This window comes from Caldanaerobacter subterraneus subsp. tengcongensis MB4, assembly GCF_000007085.1.
Classification (GTDB): Bacteria; Bacillota; Thermoanaerobacteria; order Thermoanaerobacterales; family Thermoanaerobacteraceae; genus Thermoanaerobacter; species Thermoanaerobacter subterraneus.
Map to the genome: position 1 here is coordinate 1708076 of NC_003869.1, position 18893 is coordinate 1726968.

The window sequence follows — 18893 nt, forward strand, 5'->3', positions numbered from 1 at the left end:
CACCCCTTTACTTATCATTCAAAATGTCAATTCCCGGCAAGACTTTCCCCTCTAAAAATTCCAGTGACGCACCGCCTCCAGTTGAAATGTGGGTGACTTTATCAGCATAGCCAAGCTGTTCTATGGCAGCTGCAGAATCTCCTCCTCCTACTATTGTTGTACCTTTGCACTCGCTCAAAGCCTTTGCGATAGCTTTTGTACCTTTGGCAAATTCAGGTATTTCAAAAACTCCCATTGGTCCATTCCATACAACTGTCATGGCATGCTTTATCACTTTTGAATACTCTTCTATTGTTTTAGGCCCAATGTCAACTCCTATCTGGTCTTCTGGCATTTTGTCAATGTCAACCACTTCATAAGGTACCCCGGATTTTAACTCTTTCGCGATAACTGTATCAACAGGAAGCATGAAATTTACGCCCTTCTGCTTTGCTTTTTCCATTATTTCCTTTGCTAGTTCAATTTTATCCTCTTCCAAAAGAGATTTCCCTATTTCGTAGCCCTTCGCCTTAATAAAGGTATAAGCCATTCCACCGCCAATTAACAGGCTGTCCACTTTTTCCAGAAGATTTGTTATAACCCCAATTTTATCAGAAACTTTAGCTCCACCTAAAATCGCCACAAAAGGTCTCTTAGGATTCTCCAACGCTTCTCCCATTATAGAAAGCTCTTTTTCAATTAAAAAACCTGCCACTGCTGGAAGATACTTGGCAACTCCTGCAGTAGAAGCGTGAGCCCTGTGAGCAGTGCCAAAAGCATCATTTACGTATATATCTGCTAAAGATGCAAGCTCTTTTGCAAATTCAGGGTCATTCTTCTCCTCTTCTGCATGGAATCTAACATTTTCCAAAAGGAGAACTTCCCCTTCTTTTAAGGCAGCAGCTTTTACCTTAGCATCTTCTCCAATCACATCCTCTGCCATAATTACAGGCTTTTTCAAAAGCTCAGACAGCCTTTTTGCAACAGGCTTTAAAGAGTAATCCGGATTGAATTTCCCCTTAGGTCTCCCCAGGTGAGATACCAGTATCACTTTTGCGTTGTGATTTATTAAATACTCAATGGTGGGAAGAGCTTCTCTTATGCGCCTGTCATCTGTTATGTTTTTATTTTCATCCATCGGCACGTTAAAATCTACTCTAACTAAAACTCTTTTTCCGCTAACGTCTATGTCTCTCACAGTTTTCTTTTTCACTTCAAAAACCTCCCCTATATTAGGATTTAAAGGTCCGGTCCTTGAAGGACGCGGACCTTTGCCCTGCTACATCCTTTCAGCTATATAAAGAGCCAGGTCAACGACTCTGTTGGAGTAACCCCATTCGTTGTCGTACCAGGAAACTACTTTAACGAGTGTGCCCTCCACTACCATTGTGAGAGGAGCATCCACTATTGAAGACCTGTCGTCTCCCTTGTAGTCCACAGAAACCAATGGGTCCTCAGAGTATCCCAAGATACCTTTCATGTATGTCTCAGAAGCTTCCTTCATAGCAGCGTTTACTTCCTCTACCGTGGTTGGAATTTCTACTTCAGCCACCAAATCTACAACTGAAACGTTAGGCGTTGGAACTCTCATTGCAAAACCGTTCATCTTGCCTTTTAACTCAGGAATTACCAAGTGGATGGCCTTTGCCGCACCTGTTGTCGTAGGTATTATTGAAACAGCTGCAGCTCTCGCTCTTCTCAAATCACTGTGAGGAAGATCCAATATTCTCTGGTCATTTGTATAAGAGTGAACTGTTGTCATCATACCTTTTTTAATGCGGAATTTGTCATTCAATACTTTTGCAATAGGAGCCAAGCAGTTTGTCGTACATGATGCGTTTGAAATCACATGGTGATTAGCAGGGTCATACATGTGCTCATTTACACCCATCACAATTGTAACATCCTCATTTTTTGCAGGAGCTGTAATTATCACCTTTTTAGCTCCACCGTGTATGTGCTTTATAGCATCCTCTTTGTTAGTAAATCTTCCTGTAGACTCAATTACAATGTCCACTCCCAAATCTCCCCATGGAAGCTTACCTGGGTCTGTTTCCTTGAATATCTTTATCTCTTTCCCATTTACAATTAGAGAGTCATCAGTGTAAGAAACCTCCCCTTCAAATTTCCCTAAGACAGAGTCGTATTTGAGAAGGTGAGCCAATGTTTTAGCATCTGTCAAATCATTGACAGCCACAAATTCTAAATCAGCATTTTTCTTTAAAGCAGCTCTAAACACATTCCTTCCTATTCTTCCAAAACCGTTAATTCCTACTCTAACACCCATTATGTACTCCTCCTTGTTAGTTTTTTTGTTAAACACCTTATAAGGTGTTTTTACACCATTCTTAAAATTTCAAAAGCAGCTCCTTCATCAGTCACGAGCACCTTAACATTTCCACTTCTGCAGGTGGCTAGAATAGCTTCTGCCTTGCTCTTCCCACCAGAAACTCCTATCAAATGCTTTACTGACTTCAAATCATCAATGGTAAGGAAAATACTAGGTGTTGCGTATACTATTTTTCCCTCTTTATCAAAGTAATATCCCAGGCTTTCTGCCACAGCACCTTTCTCCTTTAAAAAATCCTTTATAGACTGTGGAAGATTTCTCCTGTCAGCCATCACATCAGCTCTACCTATTCCAAAGATGAGGATGTCCGCTTTTTTGAGTATATCAACTACTTCTTTTATATCAGGCTCTTTCATAAGGCTTTCTACTGCTTCTTTGCTTAAATGGTCAGGAACATACAACATCTTATATGTACCGCCAAGTTTTTTAGCGAGTATGGAGGCAATCGTGTTAGCCTGTTTTTCTACTTCCCTCCCTAGACCTCCACGAGCAGGAACTACTACTATCTCTGATTGGGCGTACAATTGAGGCATGCCATTTGCAACTTCCAGCACAGTAGATCCGCCTGTTAAAGCTATGACACTGTCATACCTTATTATTTCTCTAAGGTAATTGGCGGCAGATTTGCCAAGCTCTTTTTTTGTCATCGGGTCTTCTTCTGTATTTCCAGGCACCACTATAACTTTTTCCACTTTTAATTTTTCCTCAAGGACTTTCTCTATGTTATCAAGTCCCTTGAGTTCATGTATAAAATCTTTCAAGCTCTCAATCAATTCTTCGCCTTCTTTAGTGACTGTCATGCCCATTGGATTTATATCTATGAGGCCCTGGGACTTCAGAAAAGAAACCTCTGTGCGTATTATCCTTTCTCCTATGTTTAACTGGTGAGAAAGAGCTCGACGACCTATGGGCTGGTTAAAGTAGATGTTTCTCATTATAGCATACCTTTTTTGGAGAAGTTCTATAAGCTCTGGTACTATTTTCTGTTGCAAGGCTATTATATCCTTCATGTCATTTCCCTCTTCAGGACACTTCCCGTCCCGTTATTCTTTAAATGTCCCACCTTTTATAAAAATAACCTACACCAACTATTTTATACTAATTTCAAACCTTTTTCAATACAAAAACTTAATATCTTTTTCGCTTAAGAGTTGAAGGGATATTGCATTCCTCCCTATATTTTGCCACAGTTCGCCTAGAAATATTTATATTTTTCTCCCTTAAAATCTCTGCTATTTTCTGGTCGCTTAAGGGGTTCGCAGGGTCTTCCTCCTCTATCAACTTTTTAATCAAATTTTTAACAGTTTCAGCTGAAAACTCTTTTCCATTCTTGCTGGAAAGCCCCGACTGGAAGAAAAACTTGAGCTCAAAAGTCCCTCTTGGAGTCTGGACGTATTTTCCGTTTATAGCTCTGCTGACAGTTGACTCATGTATTCCGAGTATATCCGCAACCTGCTTTTGCGTCAAAGGCTTCAAGTAATTTATCCCTTTATCCAAAAACTCTTTCTGAAGGTCAACTATGGTCTTTACAACTTTATACAGCGTTTCCTTTCTGCTCTCTATGCTTTTTATAAGCCACATAGCTGACTGGAGTTTAGAGGTTATATATTTTTTAGCTTCTTCATCAGAACTTTCTAATATGGAATAATAGTAACTGTTAATCCGTAACCTCGGAATATTCGAATCATTTACTAACACCAAATACTCCCCATCCCTTTTTATCACTTCTACATCAGGAACTATATACCCTTCTGCTTCCGGTGCAAAAACGCTTCCCGGTTTGGGATTTAACTTTTTTATCGCATCTACCGCCTTCTGCACCTCTTTTGCAGACACATTGTAAAGCTTTGCTAAGTAAGAATACCTGCCCTCTGCAATATCTTCTAAATGATTTTCAACAAGGTCTTTTATAATTCCTTTGTAATTGCCCTGTGCAAGAAGCTGAAGTTTCAGACACTCCTGCAAATTGCGGGCACCTACACCAGGGGGGTCAAAAGATTGCACAACAGCCAATGCCTCCAAAACCTCTTCTTCAGTGCACTCCAGCATCTGTGCAATTTCTCTTACATCTTCTTTTAAATAACCACTGGGAGTTAGGCTAAATATTATATACTCGCATATCTTGCGAATCCTAGTAGGAACAGGTGTTATATGAAGTTGAAAAAGAAGATGATCGCTTAAGCCTGGTTTAGCAGACACAAAATTCTCATAATTGAATTCATCCATTTCCTCATCATCAGAATCCCTGTAGTACATCCTCTTTTCCATTTCCCTTATGCTTTTGGCCAATTCTTTGACATCTACCACGTATATATCTTCTTCAACCTCTTCTCTCTCAAGAAGGGGATTATTCTCCAGTTCCTGCTGTATCAATTCATTTAACTCCAGAGCATTTAACTGCAAAATTTCAATAGCCTGTTTTAGCTCTGGAGTCATTATGAGCTTTTGGGTTTGCTGAAGTTTCAGATCAAATTCCATCCTCATACCCATGCACCCTCAATCCCATCTTATACACAAGGTAATTTAATCCACTAAATAGATGAAGCTTTTTAAAATATTATATCACATTTAAACGTTTAAATAAATAAAAAAAGAAAGGAAAACCTCAATAAATGCGAAAATCTTTGTACTGACCTTTATACTCTAACCATCTCTCCTCCACGTTATCCACTCTTGCCCACCTCAAGCCTGTCTTGATAAAATGTATGAGCTCCTTTATGCTCTCCTCATCCCCTTCTGCTACCACTTCAACACTTCCATCGTACAAATTCTCTGCATAGCCCGTAATTCCAAGAGACGTAGCCTTCTGATACACAGAATACCTGAGCCCCACTCCCTGGACATGTCCAGTTATCCTCAAATGAACAGTCTTTTTCATAACAAAATCCCCTCTCTCAAGTTAATATAAATTTTTCAATAACGTGTTTCACCCCATCTTCCATGTTGGACTTTGTGATAAAGTCTGCTACTTTTTTCACTTCATCAATAGCATTCTCCATAGCCACCCCTAATCCCGCAAATTTAATCATTTCTATGTCATTCTCACTGTCTCCAATAGCTATCATCTCTTCTCTAGAGACTCCAAGATATCTTCCAAGAATTTCTAAAGCCCTTCCTTTGCTGACCCCCTTGTTCATGATTTCAATGTTGTCCACGTAAGAGCTGGTAATCTGCACATCTAACCTCTCAGAAAGCTCACTTCTAATTCTTTTTAATAGGTCTGGATCCTCATTGAAAACTATCACTTTCAAAACCCTGTCTTTAAGTTTTTCCGCTTCTTCCAATGGATTTTCTATTTCTTCGACTTCTACTTTTATTTCTGTTTTCAAAAGGGCATTCCATTCAGCATATCTCTGGAATTTATTTGTAATCTCTGGAGTGTACACTGTGGTATCGCTTATCAACTGAAAATAGGTTCCATATTTTTGACAGGTTCTTATCACCTCTATCATGTTGTTGTAATCTAAAATGCTTTCATAGATAGTGTTGTTATCTGGGTCCCTTATCAAAGCTCCATTGCTTGCAATAATATAAGTTCTAAAACCGATCATATCAGCATAAGCGTAAGCAGAGGCAAACACTCTTCCCGTCGCAATCACTACATACACTCCCTTTTCTCTTGCCCTGTGGAGCGCCTTAATGTTCTCCTCAGAAATTGTCTTATCGTGCCTTAAAAGCGTATCATCCATATCAATAGCAATTAGCTTATACTGCACTTTTTTCAACTCCTTTTGCTATTCTGTTCAGTTATATTATACCTTATTTCGAAAGTTCAGTCGATACGCCTTTCTAATAAAAACGATTGACATTATTAAAAAATAGGGATATAATAAAAACACGAAATATTAAGAGAGAAAGATTATTTTTTATGGATTGGAGTGATAAATATGGAGGAAATTACTGCTCTTCTAAAGCAAAAAGGACTCAAAGTGACGCCTCAGCGCCTTGCAATTCTTAATTTCTTAATGCATACAAATGAGCATCCCACTGCTGAAACCATTTACAAAAAGCTAGTCTCTGATTTTCCTACAATGAGCCTTGCTACAGTGTACAAGACTTTGGAAGTTTTAAAAAATACAGGGCTAATTCAGGAATTGAATGTAGGAGAAGGCAGTTTCAGATATGACGCAAAGACCACTCCCCATCCTCACATAGTCTGCCTTGGATGCGGCAAGGTAGAAGACTTGGATGAAAGCATTTTTAAAGATTTATTGGAAGAGGTAAAAAAGCACACGGATTACAAAGTTGTGGGACAAAAACTATATTTCTACGGTTACTGTCCCGCATGTCAGAAAAAAATGAACAATTAAAAAGCCCCACTTTAAAAAGTGGGACTTTTTTAATTTGCAGGCGATTCTTCAGTTGAAGTATCCGGTGGCGGTGAAGTATCTGTGGGAGGAACAACTGGGCTTGTAGCCTTAAGGGGGTTGTTTTCCTTAGGGACCTTCTTAGTCCCCTTTTTTATAACCCCATCTACAGGCTTGTAAAGGTCCCTGTACAAAAATTCCTTTTTTACAAGCTTGCCGTTTTCATAAGTCAGCCTGTACACGTTGACTTTGTACCCCGTCTGGGGCTTTACTTCTTCAATCACTTCTCCTTCATGCAGGTTAGGGTCTTCTATGTACTTCACACTTGGCTCATACTTTTCCACGATTTCTGATTGTATATCCACCCATCTTGAAGGATTTTCCACATGTCCATACAGGTTTATTATCAGCCTGTTGCCTTCTATATATGACTCTATGTAAATCGGGTACTGAGTGGAATTTTTAAATTTCAGATCCAGCACATCCCCTGAAATAGTCGCATCCTGTCCCGGCGGAACATAAGCCACAGGGAAGCTGTGGTGATATCTTTCCACAACCGTTATATCCGCCCGCAGCACAGCGTTGTAAAGCGTAGTTGCTACCTGGCATATCCCTCCACCTAAAGCCGGCACCAATTTGTTATCTATTATCACCGGAGCCTCCTTATATCCCCTCTCTATGACCCTCGGTCCAAGGGCTTTGTTCAATGAAAACACTTCTCCTGGCAAAAGAAGAGTTCCGTTTATCGCCCGGGAAGCTACAACAAGGTTATCGCTCCTGTTTACATCCTCTGCGTTAAAAACAGTAGAAAACGTCGAAATCCTGCCGTTAATCGAATCCAGCATACTTTTTGTCACTTGTGGCAGCACTTTTTTAACGGATACTTCTACCTCTACTCTACCAAAAAGTTTATTTTCAATAGCTTTGCTCAACTCATCCACTATATTGCTAAGGGTTTTTTCTTTGTCTACTTTAAACCCCAGCTTCTCTGGTGTTATGCTCTTTACACCTCTTACAATCCTTATAGAAGCATTTTCAGGCTTTTTATCAATTTTCTCTGCTATCCTATCAATAAATTCTTTTAACGGTTTTTCATCATAAGAAAGGGAAAGGTTATAATTTCTCCCTTCTCTTCCTACGGTGTAAATTTCCCTTATCCTATCCAATACATTTCCATTTCTGCCCACCTCATAGGCTTTATTTACCACTTCCTCATAGTTATACTGAAGCCCAATATCCTCCGTCGTAATCTCAAAAGATTGTCCTTCATAAAAAGCTACAATAGAAAACTTGGGAACCTTAAATTTTTCTTTGATAATACTGAGAGCTTCCTCCCTTTCCATCCCCCCTACATTAATTCCTTCTATAAACACACCTTTAGCAATATAGGAAGACGTGAGAAGGACGTAAAAGTAAGCAAAAGCAAAAGATAAGAAAACTGCCAACGCCAAAACAGTTACCAAGTAGAAATAATTGCGCTTTTTATTCTTATTGCTTCCACCCTTTGCCTGCATCCATTTCTCTCCCATTTTTAATTTTGGTCTCTTTTTTTAATATATGACAATTTCTCTTCCAATACAATTAATTATTCCTTAAAAAAATTACAAAAACATTAAATTTTTCTCCCCTTAAAGTAAAGGCAAAACTCCTTTACTGGACACTTGTCGCACTTAGGCTTTCTAGCAGTACATAAATTTCTGCCGTGATATATCAAAAGGTGGTGGGATATTGACCACAAATTTTTCGGTATAATTTCCATGAGCTGTTTCTCAGTTGTCAAAACATCCTTGCTATCTGCCAGCCCTATTCTGTTTGAAACTCTAAATACATGGGTATCCACAGCTATGGCATCTTTTGAGAAGGCATTGCTTAAAACCACATTGGCAGTCTTTCTTCCTACCCCTGGTAAAGCCATTAGTTCTTCCAAAGTATCAGGCACTTTTCCGTTATGCTTTTCTTTCAAAATTCTGCAGGTCTCAAGTATGCTTTTGGACTTATTCCTGTAAAGGCCACACTCCCTTATCTCCTCCTGAAGTTCTTCAGGAGTCAATTTTAAAAAATCCTCTGGAGTCTTGTACTTTTTAAAAAGCCTCTCAGTGATTATATTTACCCTCTTGTCAGTGCACTGAGCAGACAAAATAGTGGCAATCAAAAGCTCAAAAGGATTATTAAACTTAAGACCAGATTTTGCATTTGGATAGATTTTTTTCAAAATCTCTATGACTTTCAGGGCTTCTTCTTTAGATATGCGCACTTTCCTCACCTTTCTAGTTTTTGTAAGGCTTCTGCCATCATCTTTATTGCAAAACCATCTTTTTCTTTATTCAAAGCTTCTTTTATTTCCTCTATAGCTTTATCTCTTTCTTCCAAGTAAGATATAGCCCAGGCACTATATCCCCTCAAAAGAGGGCTCGGAGACTTTAGAAGCTTCTTGATAGGCTCTATGCACTCTTGGTCTTTCGTATTCACACAGGCAATTATTGCATTTCTTATTATAACACTTTTCCCTCTCCAAGAAGAAGCTGTAGGTCCAAAAATTTCCTTAAACTCTTTATTTGACATATTTAAAATCTCGATCAAGTTAGGCCTAGGCAAAAGTTTGGAAGGCGTAAATTCTTCTCTTTTCACTTTTTTGGCTTCCTTATTAAAAGGGCAGACTTCCTGACAGGTATCGCATCCGTATATTCTCCTTCCTAATTTTTTTAAAAATTCCTCTTCTATTTCTCCTTTTTTGACTGTTATAAAGGAAAGACACTTATTTGCATTAACTATATACGGCTTTTCTATAGCTTTTGTAGGACAAGCTTTCATACACAAATCGCAATCGCCACACTTTGACTCCTGAGGAGTATCAGGCTCAAAATATTCGTTTATTAAAATTTCTCCTAAGAAAAGGTATGAACCGTATTCTTCGTTTATTATAAGCCCATTTTTACCAAACCACCCTATCCCTGCGTGATAGGCTATTGCCCTTTCCAAAAGAGGATTGTTGTCCACCAGAGAAACCGTCTTTACATCAGGACATTTTGATTTTACAAACTCACACACTCTTTTCATCTTTTCTTTTAAAACCAAATGATAATCCATTCCCCAGCTGCTTTTTGAGATTATGCCAAAGCTTTTACTAGGAAGTTTTACTTGGTATTCTATATTGTAGGACAAAGCTACAGAAATTATGGTTTTAACTTCTGGCAAAATAAATTCAGGAGAGACCCTCTTATCCGGCATTCTCTCCTCAATAGGGCATTCATAACCTAGACTTTTTCTTTCTTCTAAAAAGCTTTTATATCCTTTAAGGCAATCGGCAGAAGCAAAACCGATCAAGTCAATGCCAACTGCTTTAGCAAAGTCTGTTATTTCCTTTTTGCTTATACAGCTCACTTTTTCTCCCCTTTGTCCTCTTTTTTGTTTGTCAAAAGTTCGTAATAGTACTTCAGTTTATTATAAGCTCTTTCATAAATCTCCTCAAAACTTCTGCCAGTAAGTATTTCCATGCCCTCTTCTACTGTCTTAACGCTGTATATGTGGAAAAGCCCCTTTTCCACCGCTTCTATAACCTCATCTGACAAAACTAAATTGGACACGTTCTGGTAAGGGATTATCACCCCTTGATCTCCTGTCAAGCCTTTCTCCTTGCAAACTTTATAAAAACCTTCTATCTTATGAGTGACTCCTCCAACAGGCTGTATCTCCCCAAACTGGTTTACAGACCCTGTAACTGCTATTCCCTGCTTTATTGGAACATCTGAAAGACTTGACAAAAGCGCATAAAGCTCTGTAGAAGAAGCACTATCCCCTTCTACACCTTCGTAGGACTGTTCAAACACAATTCGGGCAGACAAAGTAAGAGGAAAATCCTTAGCAAACTTGCTTCCCAGATATCCTGTAAGTATCATCACGCCTTTATCGTGAATGCGCCCGCTCATCTTCGACTCTCTTTCAATATTCACAACTCCTTCTTCCCCTGGATAAGTAGTTACAGTTATCTTTGAAGGCTTTCCAAACTCATAATCTCCCAGATCTATAACTGCCAGCCCGTTCACGCATCCTACCCTCTCACCTGTGACCTCCACCAGGTAAATATCTTTTTTGAAATATTCCAGCATCTTCTCTTCTAACTTGTTTACCCTCTTTATCTTCTCTTCTATAGCTTTCTTTACATGTTCTTCCGTTACAACTTCACTTCCCTCCAGGGTTGCCCAAGCGTCCGCCTCATACAGCACCTCTACTATTTCATTAAAACGCGTACTCAACTTGTTTTGGTCTTCAGAAAGCCTTGTGCTATACTCTATTACCCTGGCAACAGCAGTTTTGTCAAAAGGTTTTAGGTTATCTTCAATGCAGTGAGTCTTTATAAAAGAAGATAGCTTCCTTATATTCTCTTCATTTAACTCCATTTCCTCATTAAAGTCCACTTTTACCTTAAAAAGCTTGCTAAAATCTTCATCGTAATTGTACAAAAGATAATAAAGATAAGGAGTGCCTATCAATATAACTTTCACAGAAAGCCTTATGGGTTCAGGCTTTAAAGAAGAAATGGACAAAAACCCGTACTGCGAGGAAATATTTTCAATAATCACTTTTTCCGTCTTTAAAGACCTCTTCAAGGCATCCCAAGCAAAAGGATATGACAGCACATCTTTCGCCTGTAATATCAGATAACCGCCGTTTGCCTTATGCAGAGCTCCTGCTTTTATCTTAGTAAAATCAGTAGTAGCAACTCCAAAATCACTTTCATACTCTATATTCCCCACTAGATTGTTGTAATTGGGATTGTACTCAAACACCACCGGAGCTCCTTCTGTATTGCTATTGTCAACAAACAGGTTTACCATGTACTTTTTGAGAAATCCTTTTTCCTTTCTTAAGAAAGGAAAGGGAGAAGCTTCTCCATCTATAGCCTTAAAACTATCAATATTTTCTAAAATATCCTTCTTTACACTCTCTAAATAATTGGTGACGCTCTCATACTCGCTATACTTCGCTTTTAATTCATCAATCAGATGACCCACAGCAAAAAGCCCTATATCATTGTCAAGCTTTTTAATTTCTTCTCTCGCCTGCTTGTCTAAAAGCTGTATCTCTTTCCAGACCTGCATAGCCTTTACTTCAAACTCTGCAGCTTTTTTCTCAATCTCTTTCCTCACTTCCTCATCCAACTGCTGAAACTCCTCCTGGTTTATCTGTCTCCCCTCAATCACAGGAATGCTTATAAGTCCTGTGCGGGTATCCCTCAAGACAAATCCGTAGTTTCTCGCTAGTTCATTCAAATTCTCTATCAGCTCATTTTTCTTTTCTTGATACTTTTTTACTATTTCACCTTTTTGCATTTCATAGGAATCCGACTCAAAGGCTTTAGGAATGTCTTTTTGAAGCTGTTCTACAAATTCCTCCATATCCTTCTTAAACTCTTTTCCCAACCCAGCAGGTAACTCTATCGCAATGGGCTGAGAAGGTTTTTCGAAATTGTAGACATAAACCCAGTCATTTGGCTTTTTTTCTTTCTTAGCAATTTCCTTTATGTAAGTAGCAGCAAAACTGGTTCTGCCTGTGCCAGTAATGCCTGTTATAAAAATGTTATAGCCTTTTTGCTTAATTTTTACCCCAAATTCCATCGCTTTTTGCGCTCTGTCCTGCCCTATGATTCCCTCTAGAGCAGGAACCTCATCAGTTGTTTCAAAGTCCAAAATCGCCGGGTCTATGTACCTTTTCAATTTCTCTACTCTCAATTTTTCCATAAAAACACCCCTGAGAATTTTTTATAATAATTATTATTCGACAACAAATCAAATTTTCCTCTTTTGCCACAAAAAATATCATAAAAAAGGCTGAAGATTCCTCTTCAGCCCTCGTCAACGTCTATTTTGCCATCTCTCTCATCCATCTCTTTTTCTGCAAATCTTATCATCTTTTTTACCATATTGCCGCCTATCTTTCCCACTTCTCTTGTAGTCATGTTTTCCCATCCGCGTTTTTCAATATCGTCATCCAGATGCAATTCCTCTGCCACTTCCTGTTTTAAAGAATCCAGCTCATCTTCGGCTTTAGGGTATAATTTTTTTCTTTTACCCATAAAATCCCCCCAAATTTCTTTTGTCTTTATTTTCCCCTAAAGCCTTTGCCAAAATACATGAAAAAACCCGGAAAAATCCGGGTTATGCTTCTTTGATTGCTTCAGTTGGGCAAGAGCTCATTGCATCTCTTACACAGTCTTCGAGGTCAGCTGGAACCTCATCTACAATTACATGGGACTTGCCATCTTCATTCCAGTCAAAAACATCCGGACACATGTCTATGCAAACCCCACAAGCTATGCATTCATCTTGGTCAACATATACTTTCATCACACTTACCTCCCAATTATTATGTAAAATTTTACACATACATTATACCATTGATATCAGTTTTCTTCAATAGATTCTGACGTAAAAAAATAAGGCTATTGCTTCAGACAGCAACAGCCAGCAAGTCTTTTAAAAAATTATTGAGCAAATGTATGTCTTTTTGGTCCAGTTCGTTTAGATAAGTATAAAACTTCTTCACATTTTCGGATAAAACCTTGTCTACATCACTCTTAATTCTGTTGTAAAGCGAAGCCCCAAGAACAGTTCCCACAAATAAAATCAAAGAAGAAGTAGGATTGACACAAGCAAGAATATTACTTTCTATGCTTTCAAGAGAAATGCCTGTCATCATTCTGAGTTTTAACAGAAAAGCTGCAATAGCATAGGCACAGAATTCCAGTGGCTTTGAAGCGTGAAACATCTCATGCAATAGCTCCTCTAACGAAGCACTTTTGCCATTTTTTACTCTGTCTATCAGATTATCTCTTAAAATCTTCCATTCGTTATTTTCTACTCTTTCAAACAATTGATAAGCCTTCTCCGTAGGCACAAACCTCACTGTAGACCTGCCCTGGCTTTTCCCTTCTTCTAGGTAGTATTCCGCTTTTACATATTCACCTTTTTCCAATTCTTTTAAAACGTCGTAAGCTGTCCATTTGCTTATTTTCATCTTTTCAGCCACATCGCTATAATGAACTGGTTCTTTCTTTTCCTCATATAACTCAGTTACAGCCTTTAGAAACTCCTTTCTCCTATTTGTCAGCATTTTTGCACCTCATCGTCTAATAAGTTATACCTAATTTATAAGAAATTTCGGCAAAAGTGTCAAGCCTCTTTTTTCACTGCCGTTCTTGCTGCCATCTTTTCCTCCCAAATTTCATCAGCCACTTTGCCCCAATTATCAGCTACTACCCTTAAATCCTCATACAGATTTTCTATGTGAGAGGCTTCGCTTGCTTCTGTGTGTTTTGCTTTTGATTCTCTAACTATCTCTAGAAGCTTCTCAGGATTGTCAATGAGAGGACATGGCCTTAAATGGTTTGAATTAAAAGGCTGCCTTTTTCTGTAAGCCTTCATAATAGGAGACTGCAATGCCTCTAAAAGACTCACTTCGTTTATATTAACATTGGAATAATGTATAAAAGCACAAGGCTCTACTTCTCCTGCTGCATTTATGTGTAAATACCTTCTTCCTCCTGCAATGCATCCACCGCTGTATTCTCCGTCATTCCAGAAGTCAATTGCAAAAAGTTCCTTTGTAGCCCTTATATAATTTATCCTCTCGTACATGTATTTTCTTTGCTCAGGTGTCACCATGAAGCTTATATCTGGGTCTCTGCCTATAGGAATATAAGTAAAATACCAAGCAAAGGCAGCACCTTTATCTATCATCATGTCTACAAATTCATCACTTGAAACTTCCTCTACATTCGTTCTTGTGTATGTAGCTGAATATCCAAAGAGCACTCCATTTTCTCTCATCAAATCCATTGCCCTCATTACTTTATCAAAAGTCCCCTGACCGCGTATTGCATCGTTTGTCTCTCTGAAGCCATTAATACTTACTGCAAAAGTAATATTGCCAACTCTTTTTACTTCTTTTATCATGTCCTCATCAATCAAAGTTCCATTGGTAAACAAATGGAATACTTGGTTTTTATGTTTTTCAGCAAGTTTTATTATATCTTTCATTCTCAGCGTAGGCTCTCCGCCAGATAGAACTATGAAATATACTCCAAGCTCTTCCGCTTCTGTACATACTCTATCCATCACTTCAAAAGAAAGATTGTGAGGTTTGTACTGTCCTGCCCAACACCCTACGCACCTTAAGTTGCAAGCTTCCGTCGGGTCCATTAAAATTGCCCATGGAATGTTGATATCATATTTCTCCTCCAGTTCTTTTTGCTTTGGAATACCTTTTAGACTGGCATTTATAAAGAAATTGACGCCTATAGTTTTTATAATGTTTTTGTCAATATTTTTAAGAAGTTTCATTGCAAATCTGTACCAATTGCTGTCTTTGTCATCTAAAAATCTCTTCACACTTTCTATTTGCTGTTTATGTTGCGGCATTATTGCAATTTTTGACAGAAGATTAGCTATTTTGTCTAAATTTTTTTCTGGGTCTTTTTCTACATAGTTAATAACAGCACTGACAAGCGGGTCAATTACATTCATCATAACTCCTCCTCTACTTTATTTTTTATTCCAAAAAATCAAATTGACCCAAAAAACCCAAATTCCATTTCAAGCATATTATACCACTTTAAAAATAATATTTCAACTATAATCTATTTTATTTTATGCATATTTTTCTCTTTTATTTGCCTAATTGAACGTCTCCTCCAAAAACTCCAATTACTTTCTCTCCCTTGTAGACAGGAATTGCTATTGTCACGCAAATTTCATTTGTCGCCAAAGAAATGTAAGGCTCTGTTACTGTCACTTCCCCCTCAATAGCCCTCTGAAACCAGGTTCTGTGATACACATTAGATATATCAACTTCAACAGAAATCGCTTTTATATCTCCATTTCCCAGTATTGAAAAAGCCAATTCAAAATTAGGATATCTTTTCACAATATCCATGATTATATCCTTTGCTCTATCTCCAAACAACTCTTCTCCTTTTTCTTCCGCTATTCTTTGCAGTATTTTTTTTGCCTCTTCTACTCTTCTCTTTTGTTCCACTGTAAGCTTTACTGTTCCTGAGAACTTCTTCACTAGATTTTGAAGTTTTTCAGCAAAGCTATCCAGGCGGTTCATCATCTCTCTTAGCTCTTCCATAGAAGACACCTGTTCTTCTGTAGAAGCCAAGGTCTCCTCCGTATTCGCTGCAGTCTCCTGTGTCACTGCTGCAATCTTATGATTTAATTCCGCAATCTCTTTTATTTTTTCGTATTGAGAATTGACAAGATCGTCCACAAAAGCAACTGCCTCCACCACATTTTCACTTGCATTTACAACGCTTTCTAGTTTGTCTTTTACCTGATTTGCATAAGATAAATTTTCCAATACTCCTTTAATCTCTTCCTCCAATTTCACTGAAACTTCTTTTATTTTATCTTGAATGCTTTTTGTGAGAAGCACTATTTCCCCCGCTGCAGAAGCTGACTGCTCTGCAAGTTTTCTCACCTCTTCTGCTACAACTGCAAACCCTTTTCCATGTTCTCCCGCTCTTGCTGCTTCAATTGCTGCATTCAATGCCAGTAAATTTGTCTGGTCAGCAATTTTGTTTACCATTCCGATTATGTCAGTTATTTTATTTGCCCTTTCTCTTAATTCAGATACTTCCTCTATAAGTTTTTTGTTTTTATTAGCACTTTCCTCCATCCTCTTCATTAGTTCTAGCATAATCTCTTCATTTTCTTTAATCTCTTTTTCCATACTAATACTTAAATTCTTTGTCTCTTCAAATTTATTCTTAACCTTTTCATTCAGCTCAAAAGCCTCACTGGCATTTTTGGCTGTCTTCTGTGCAGCTACCGCTTGTTCCTCTGCTCCTTTTGCAATTTCTTCTAAGGCAGTTGAAATTTCTTTTGCAGCAGTGGTAACGTTATCAATTGCAATCATCAATTTTTTTGAACCCACCACTGTTTGCTCTGCGGTCTGCTGAGACTCCATAATAAGCGTTTTAAAATTTTCCAAGAAGCTATTGAGAGATTTAGCCAGTTCTTTTAACTCTTTATCGCCTTTTATGTCAACTTTTCTTGACAGGTCCCCTTTTGCAATTGAATCAATTGCCTCCTTCATTTCCCTTAACACCAAAGTTACACGCCTTTTAACTATCCACCAGTACAAAAAAGCTACTACTAAAATAATTGCAATAACTCCTGCCATGTAATAAAAAATAGCCATAACAGTCCTCCTCCTCATTTAGTATCTAACTAAAAAATCGGCATTTGTAAAAAAATATTAAAGCCCTTTTATTTTTCATTTCTACAAAATTATACGATTCCCTTCTTTGTAAAAACAAAAAGGGACACATATAGCCCCTCTTCTCACACATCCAGACAGCTTCCACCTATAAATTCTCTTATGATTGAATTAGGCGGAATAGCAAGTTCATCTTCTATTGGATAAAAATAGCTTAAAAATTCCAGCATCTCTTTTGCAATAGAGTAAGCAGGGTCATCTTTGGAAACCTTCTTTAAAAGGGGTTCAGCGTATTTTTTTAATACAGGAAGTTCATAGGGCAAGAAGGAGTTGAACATGACATCCGCTTGCTCCTGATATGGGAAAATCCAGCGTTCTTCTCCTTTCCTCACCCTAGGCCACATATTTATAGTCTCCGCCGCATCTGTAGACCTAAATTGACTGTCCCTAACTATTCGCCTTATAAGCCTTGTCTGAGAAGTTGGAATTCTATTGTGTTCATCTAAATTAAGCTGAGTTATTGCGCTTACATATATTTTATACTTATTGTCTTTCGGAATTTGGATAGTAAGCTTTTCATTAAGTCCATGAATTCCCTCCATGAGGATAATCTGATTTTTCTCAAGTTTAACTTTTCTCCCTACAGGCTCTCTCTCCCCTGTTTTAAAATTAAAAATAGGGATTTCTACTTCTTCACCCTGTATAAGTTTTATCAAATGTTCATTAAAAAGCGGCAAATCTAGGGCATCGATAGATTCGAAGTCGTAATTGCCAAACTCATCCCGAGGAGTAAGCTCTCTTGGAACAAAATAATTGTCCAGAGAAATAGCAAAAGGCTTTAACCCGTTTACCCTGAGCTGTACGCTAAGCCTATGAATGAAAGAAGTTTTCCCTGAAGAAGAAGGTCCAGCAATAAGGACTACTTTTATCATTTTATTTGAAGCGATGTAATCAGCTATTTTTGAAATTTTCTTCTCATGAAAAGCCTCGGAAACCAGGATTAAATCTCTTGCTCCCCCTCTTTTTATGAGGTCATTTAAAGAAGCCACATAATTTATATCCAATATATGAGCCCATTCTTCTGCCTCTTTAAATATAGAAGCAAGTTTTGGAACATCCACAAATACAGGAAGAGAACGTGGATTGTAGATATCTGGTGCAATCAAAATGACTCCAGGGAAATAAAATCTTATGTCAAATACTTTTAAATACCCTGTTGATGGAACGCAAGGACTGTAGAAAAAGTCAACTGTGCCATCACAGTAATAAACAGGTACTTTCTCTTTATCAGTATCTTTAAAAAGCCTAACTTTTTCCATTAAACCTTCTTTTTCAAAAAGCCTTATGGCTTCTTCTCTAGGAAGCATTTTTCTCTCTATTTTCAAATTCTTATCTATTATTTCCTTCATTTTATCCTTAATCGATGCTACTATCTTATTGTTTATGGAATAACCGTGAATTTCACAGTACAAGCCTTTCCCGAGGGAATGTTCTATTGTAACAGTAGCACCTGGTAGAAGCTCTTTTACAGCCTTTATAAACACAAAAGTAAGACTTCTCCTATATATTCTTGTCCCTTCTTCTACAGTAGTATCCACAAATTCTACTACACTATCCTCAGAAATTGTACAATTCAAATCCCTCAATTCGTTATTCACTTTCGCTGCCACTATTATTCCGTTATAAAGGTGTTCAAAATCTCTAGCAATATCTTCTAACCTAGTATTTTCAGGGTATTCGTATTCCCTGTCTTTGACGATAATTTTCATAAAAATTCACCTCGACACTATTATACTCCAATTTTATAAAAAAATAAAAGCCCCAAAAAGGGGCTTTTAACTTTACCCACGGAGCCGTACGGCTATGTTTTCATCCCTGCTCTCGCAGGTGGGTACCCTGTCACCAGCTTCTGAAGTCCTGGTTTCCCAGGCATTTCATCCACTGATGAACCCGGATTCCCGTATGGGTTGCGTTGGGTGAAAACAAATTAGCCCGCTACAAACCCCACAGGAACTTTTGTTTTTCGTTTACAATTATAG

General features: G+C 38.0%; 17 protein-coding genes and 1 other RNA gene. 1 reads left to right on the forward strand and 17 read right to left on the reverse strand.

The features are described 5' to 3' along the window. Positions 1–7: 7 nt before the first annotated feature. The 6 genes from TTE_RS08465 to TTE_RS08490 form a co-directional block, all read right to left on the reverse strand. Positions 8–1192, reverse strand: a complete 1185-nt coding sequence (locus TTE_RS08465) for a phosphoglycerate kinase (protein ID WP_011025957.1) — start codon at positions 1190–1192, stop codon at positions 8–10. Positions 1193–1258: 66 nt separating this feature from the next. Continuing rightward, positions 1259–2266: a type I glyceraldehyde-3-phosphate dehydrogenase gene (gene gap / locus TTE_RS08470; protein ID WP_011025958.1), complete on the reverse strand. Its 1008-nt coding sequence runs from the start codon at positions 2264–2266 to the stop codon at positions 1259–1261. A gap of 50 nt (positions 2267–2316) precedes the next feature. Continuing rightward, a complete protein-coding gene (locus TTE_RS08475) occupies positions 2317–3339 on the reverse strand; it encodes a sugar-binding transcriptional regulator (protein WP_011025959.1) in 1023 nt (340 codons plus the stop codon). 118 nt (positions 3340–3457) lie between these two features. Then, positions 3458–4813, reverse strand: a complete 1356-nt coding sequence (gene rpoN / locus TTE_RS08480; protein ID WP_011025960.1) for an RNA polymerase factor sigma-54 — start codon at positions 4811–4813, stop codon at positions 3458–3460. A gap of 121 nt (positions 4814–4934) precedes the next feature. Next, positions 4935–5207 carry an acylphosphatase gene (locus tag TTE_RS08485; RefSeq protein WP_011025961.1) on the reverse strand — a complete coding sequence of 91 codons (273 nt, stop codon included), beginning with the start codon at positions 5205–5207 and terminating at the stop codon, positions 4935–4937. A 16-nt stretch (positions 5208–5223) separates the two neighbouring features. After that, complete coding sequence (locus tag TTE_RS08490) at positions 5224–6045, reverse strand: Cof-type HAD-IIB family hydrolase (RefSeq protein WP_011025962.1); 822 nt, start codon at positions 6043–6045, stop codon at positions 5224–5226. A 171-nt stretch (positions 6046–6216) separates the two neighbouring features. Between TTE_RS08490 and TTE_RS08495 the strand changes: the two genes are divergently transcribed. After that, complete coding sequence (locus TTE_RS08495; RefSeq protein WP_011025963.1) at positions 6217–6639, forward strand: Fur family transcriptional regulator; 423 nt, start codon at positions 6217–6219, stop codon at positions 6637–6639. Positions 6640–6668: 29 nt separating this feature from the next. Here the strand turns inward: TTE_RS08495 and TTE_RS08500 are convergent, their stop codons facing one another. The 11 genes from TTE_RS08500 to ssrS form a co-directional block, all read right to left on the reverse strand. Continuing rightward, positions 6669–8150 (reverse strand): VanW family protein, encoded by a 1482-nt coding sequence (locus tag TTE_RS08500; RefSeq protein WP_011025964.1) that lies wholly within the window; start codon positions 8148–8150, stop codon positions 6669–6671. 98 nt (positions 8151–8248) lie between these two features. Next, positions 8249–8890, reverse strand: a complete 642-nt coding sequence (nth, locus tag TTE_RS08505; RefSeq protein WP_011025965.1) for an endonuclease III — start codon at positions 8888–8890, stop codon at positions 8249–8251. A gap of 5 nt (positions 8891–8895) precedes the next feature. Beyond that, positions 8896–10017, reverse strand: a complete 1122-nt coding sequence (gene queG, locus TTE_RS08510; RefSeq protein WP_011025966.1) for a tRNA epoxyqueuosine(34) reductase QueG — start codon at positions 10015–10017, stop codon at positions 8896–8898. Continuing rightward, entirely contained in the window at positions 10014–12374 is a 2361-nt protein-coding gene (locus tag TTE_RS08515) for a Lon protease family protein (RefSeq protein ID WP_041587180.1), read from the reverse strand. Before TTE_RS08515 ends, queG begins: the two co-directional genes overlap by 4 nt. 104 nt (positions 12375–12478) lie before the next feature. After that, complete coding sequence (locus tag TTE_RS08520) at positions 12479–12709, reverse strand: small, acid-soluble spore protein, alpha/beta type (RefSeq protein ID WP_011025969.1); 231 nt, start codon at positions 12707–12709, stop codon at positions 12479–12481. Between the two features lie 82 nt (positions 12710–12791). Beyond that, positions 12792–12980: a ferredoxin gene (locus tag TTE_RS08525; protein ID WP_041587181.1), complete on the reverse strand. Its 189-nt coding sequence runs from the start codon at positions 12978–12980 to the stop codon at positions 12792–12794. A 103-nt stretch (positions 12981–13083) separates the two neighbouring features. Next, positions 13084–13746, reverse strand: a complete 663-nt coding sequence (locus TTE_RS08530) for a hypothetical protein (RefSeq protein ID WP_011025971.1) — start codon at positions 13744–13746, stop codon at positions 13084–13086. A gap of 59 nt (positions 13747–13805) precedes the next feature. Continuing rightward, positions 13806–15158 carry a radical SAM protein gene (locus TTE_RS08535; protein WP_011025972.1) on the reverse strand — a complete coding sequence of 451 codons (1353 nt, stop codon included), beginning with the start codon at positions 15156–15158 and terminating at the stop codon, positions 13806–13808. A 142-nt stretch (positions 15159–15300) separates the two neighbouring features. Beyond that, on the reverse strand, positions 15301–16836 hold the full coding sequence (locus TTE_RS08540) for a methyl-accepting chemotaxis protein (RefSeq protein ID WP_011025973.1): 1536 nt from the start codon (positions 16834–16836) through the stop codon (positions 15301–15303). Positions 16837–16979: 143 nt separating this feature from the next. Next, complete coding sequence (locus tag TTE_RS08545) at positions 16980–18623, reverse strand: nucleoside kinase (RefSeq protein ID WP_011025974.1); 1644 nt, start codon at positions 18621–18623, stop codon at positions 16980–16982. 69 nt (positions 18624–18692) lie between these two features. After that, positions 18693–18870: non-coding RNA, 6S RNA (gene ssrS, locus TTE_RS13565), on the reverse strand. Positions 18871–18893: the final 23 nt, after the last annotated feature.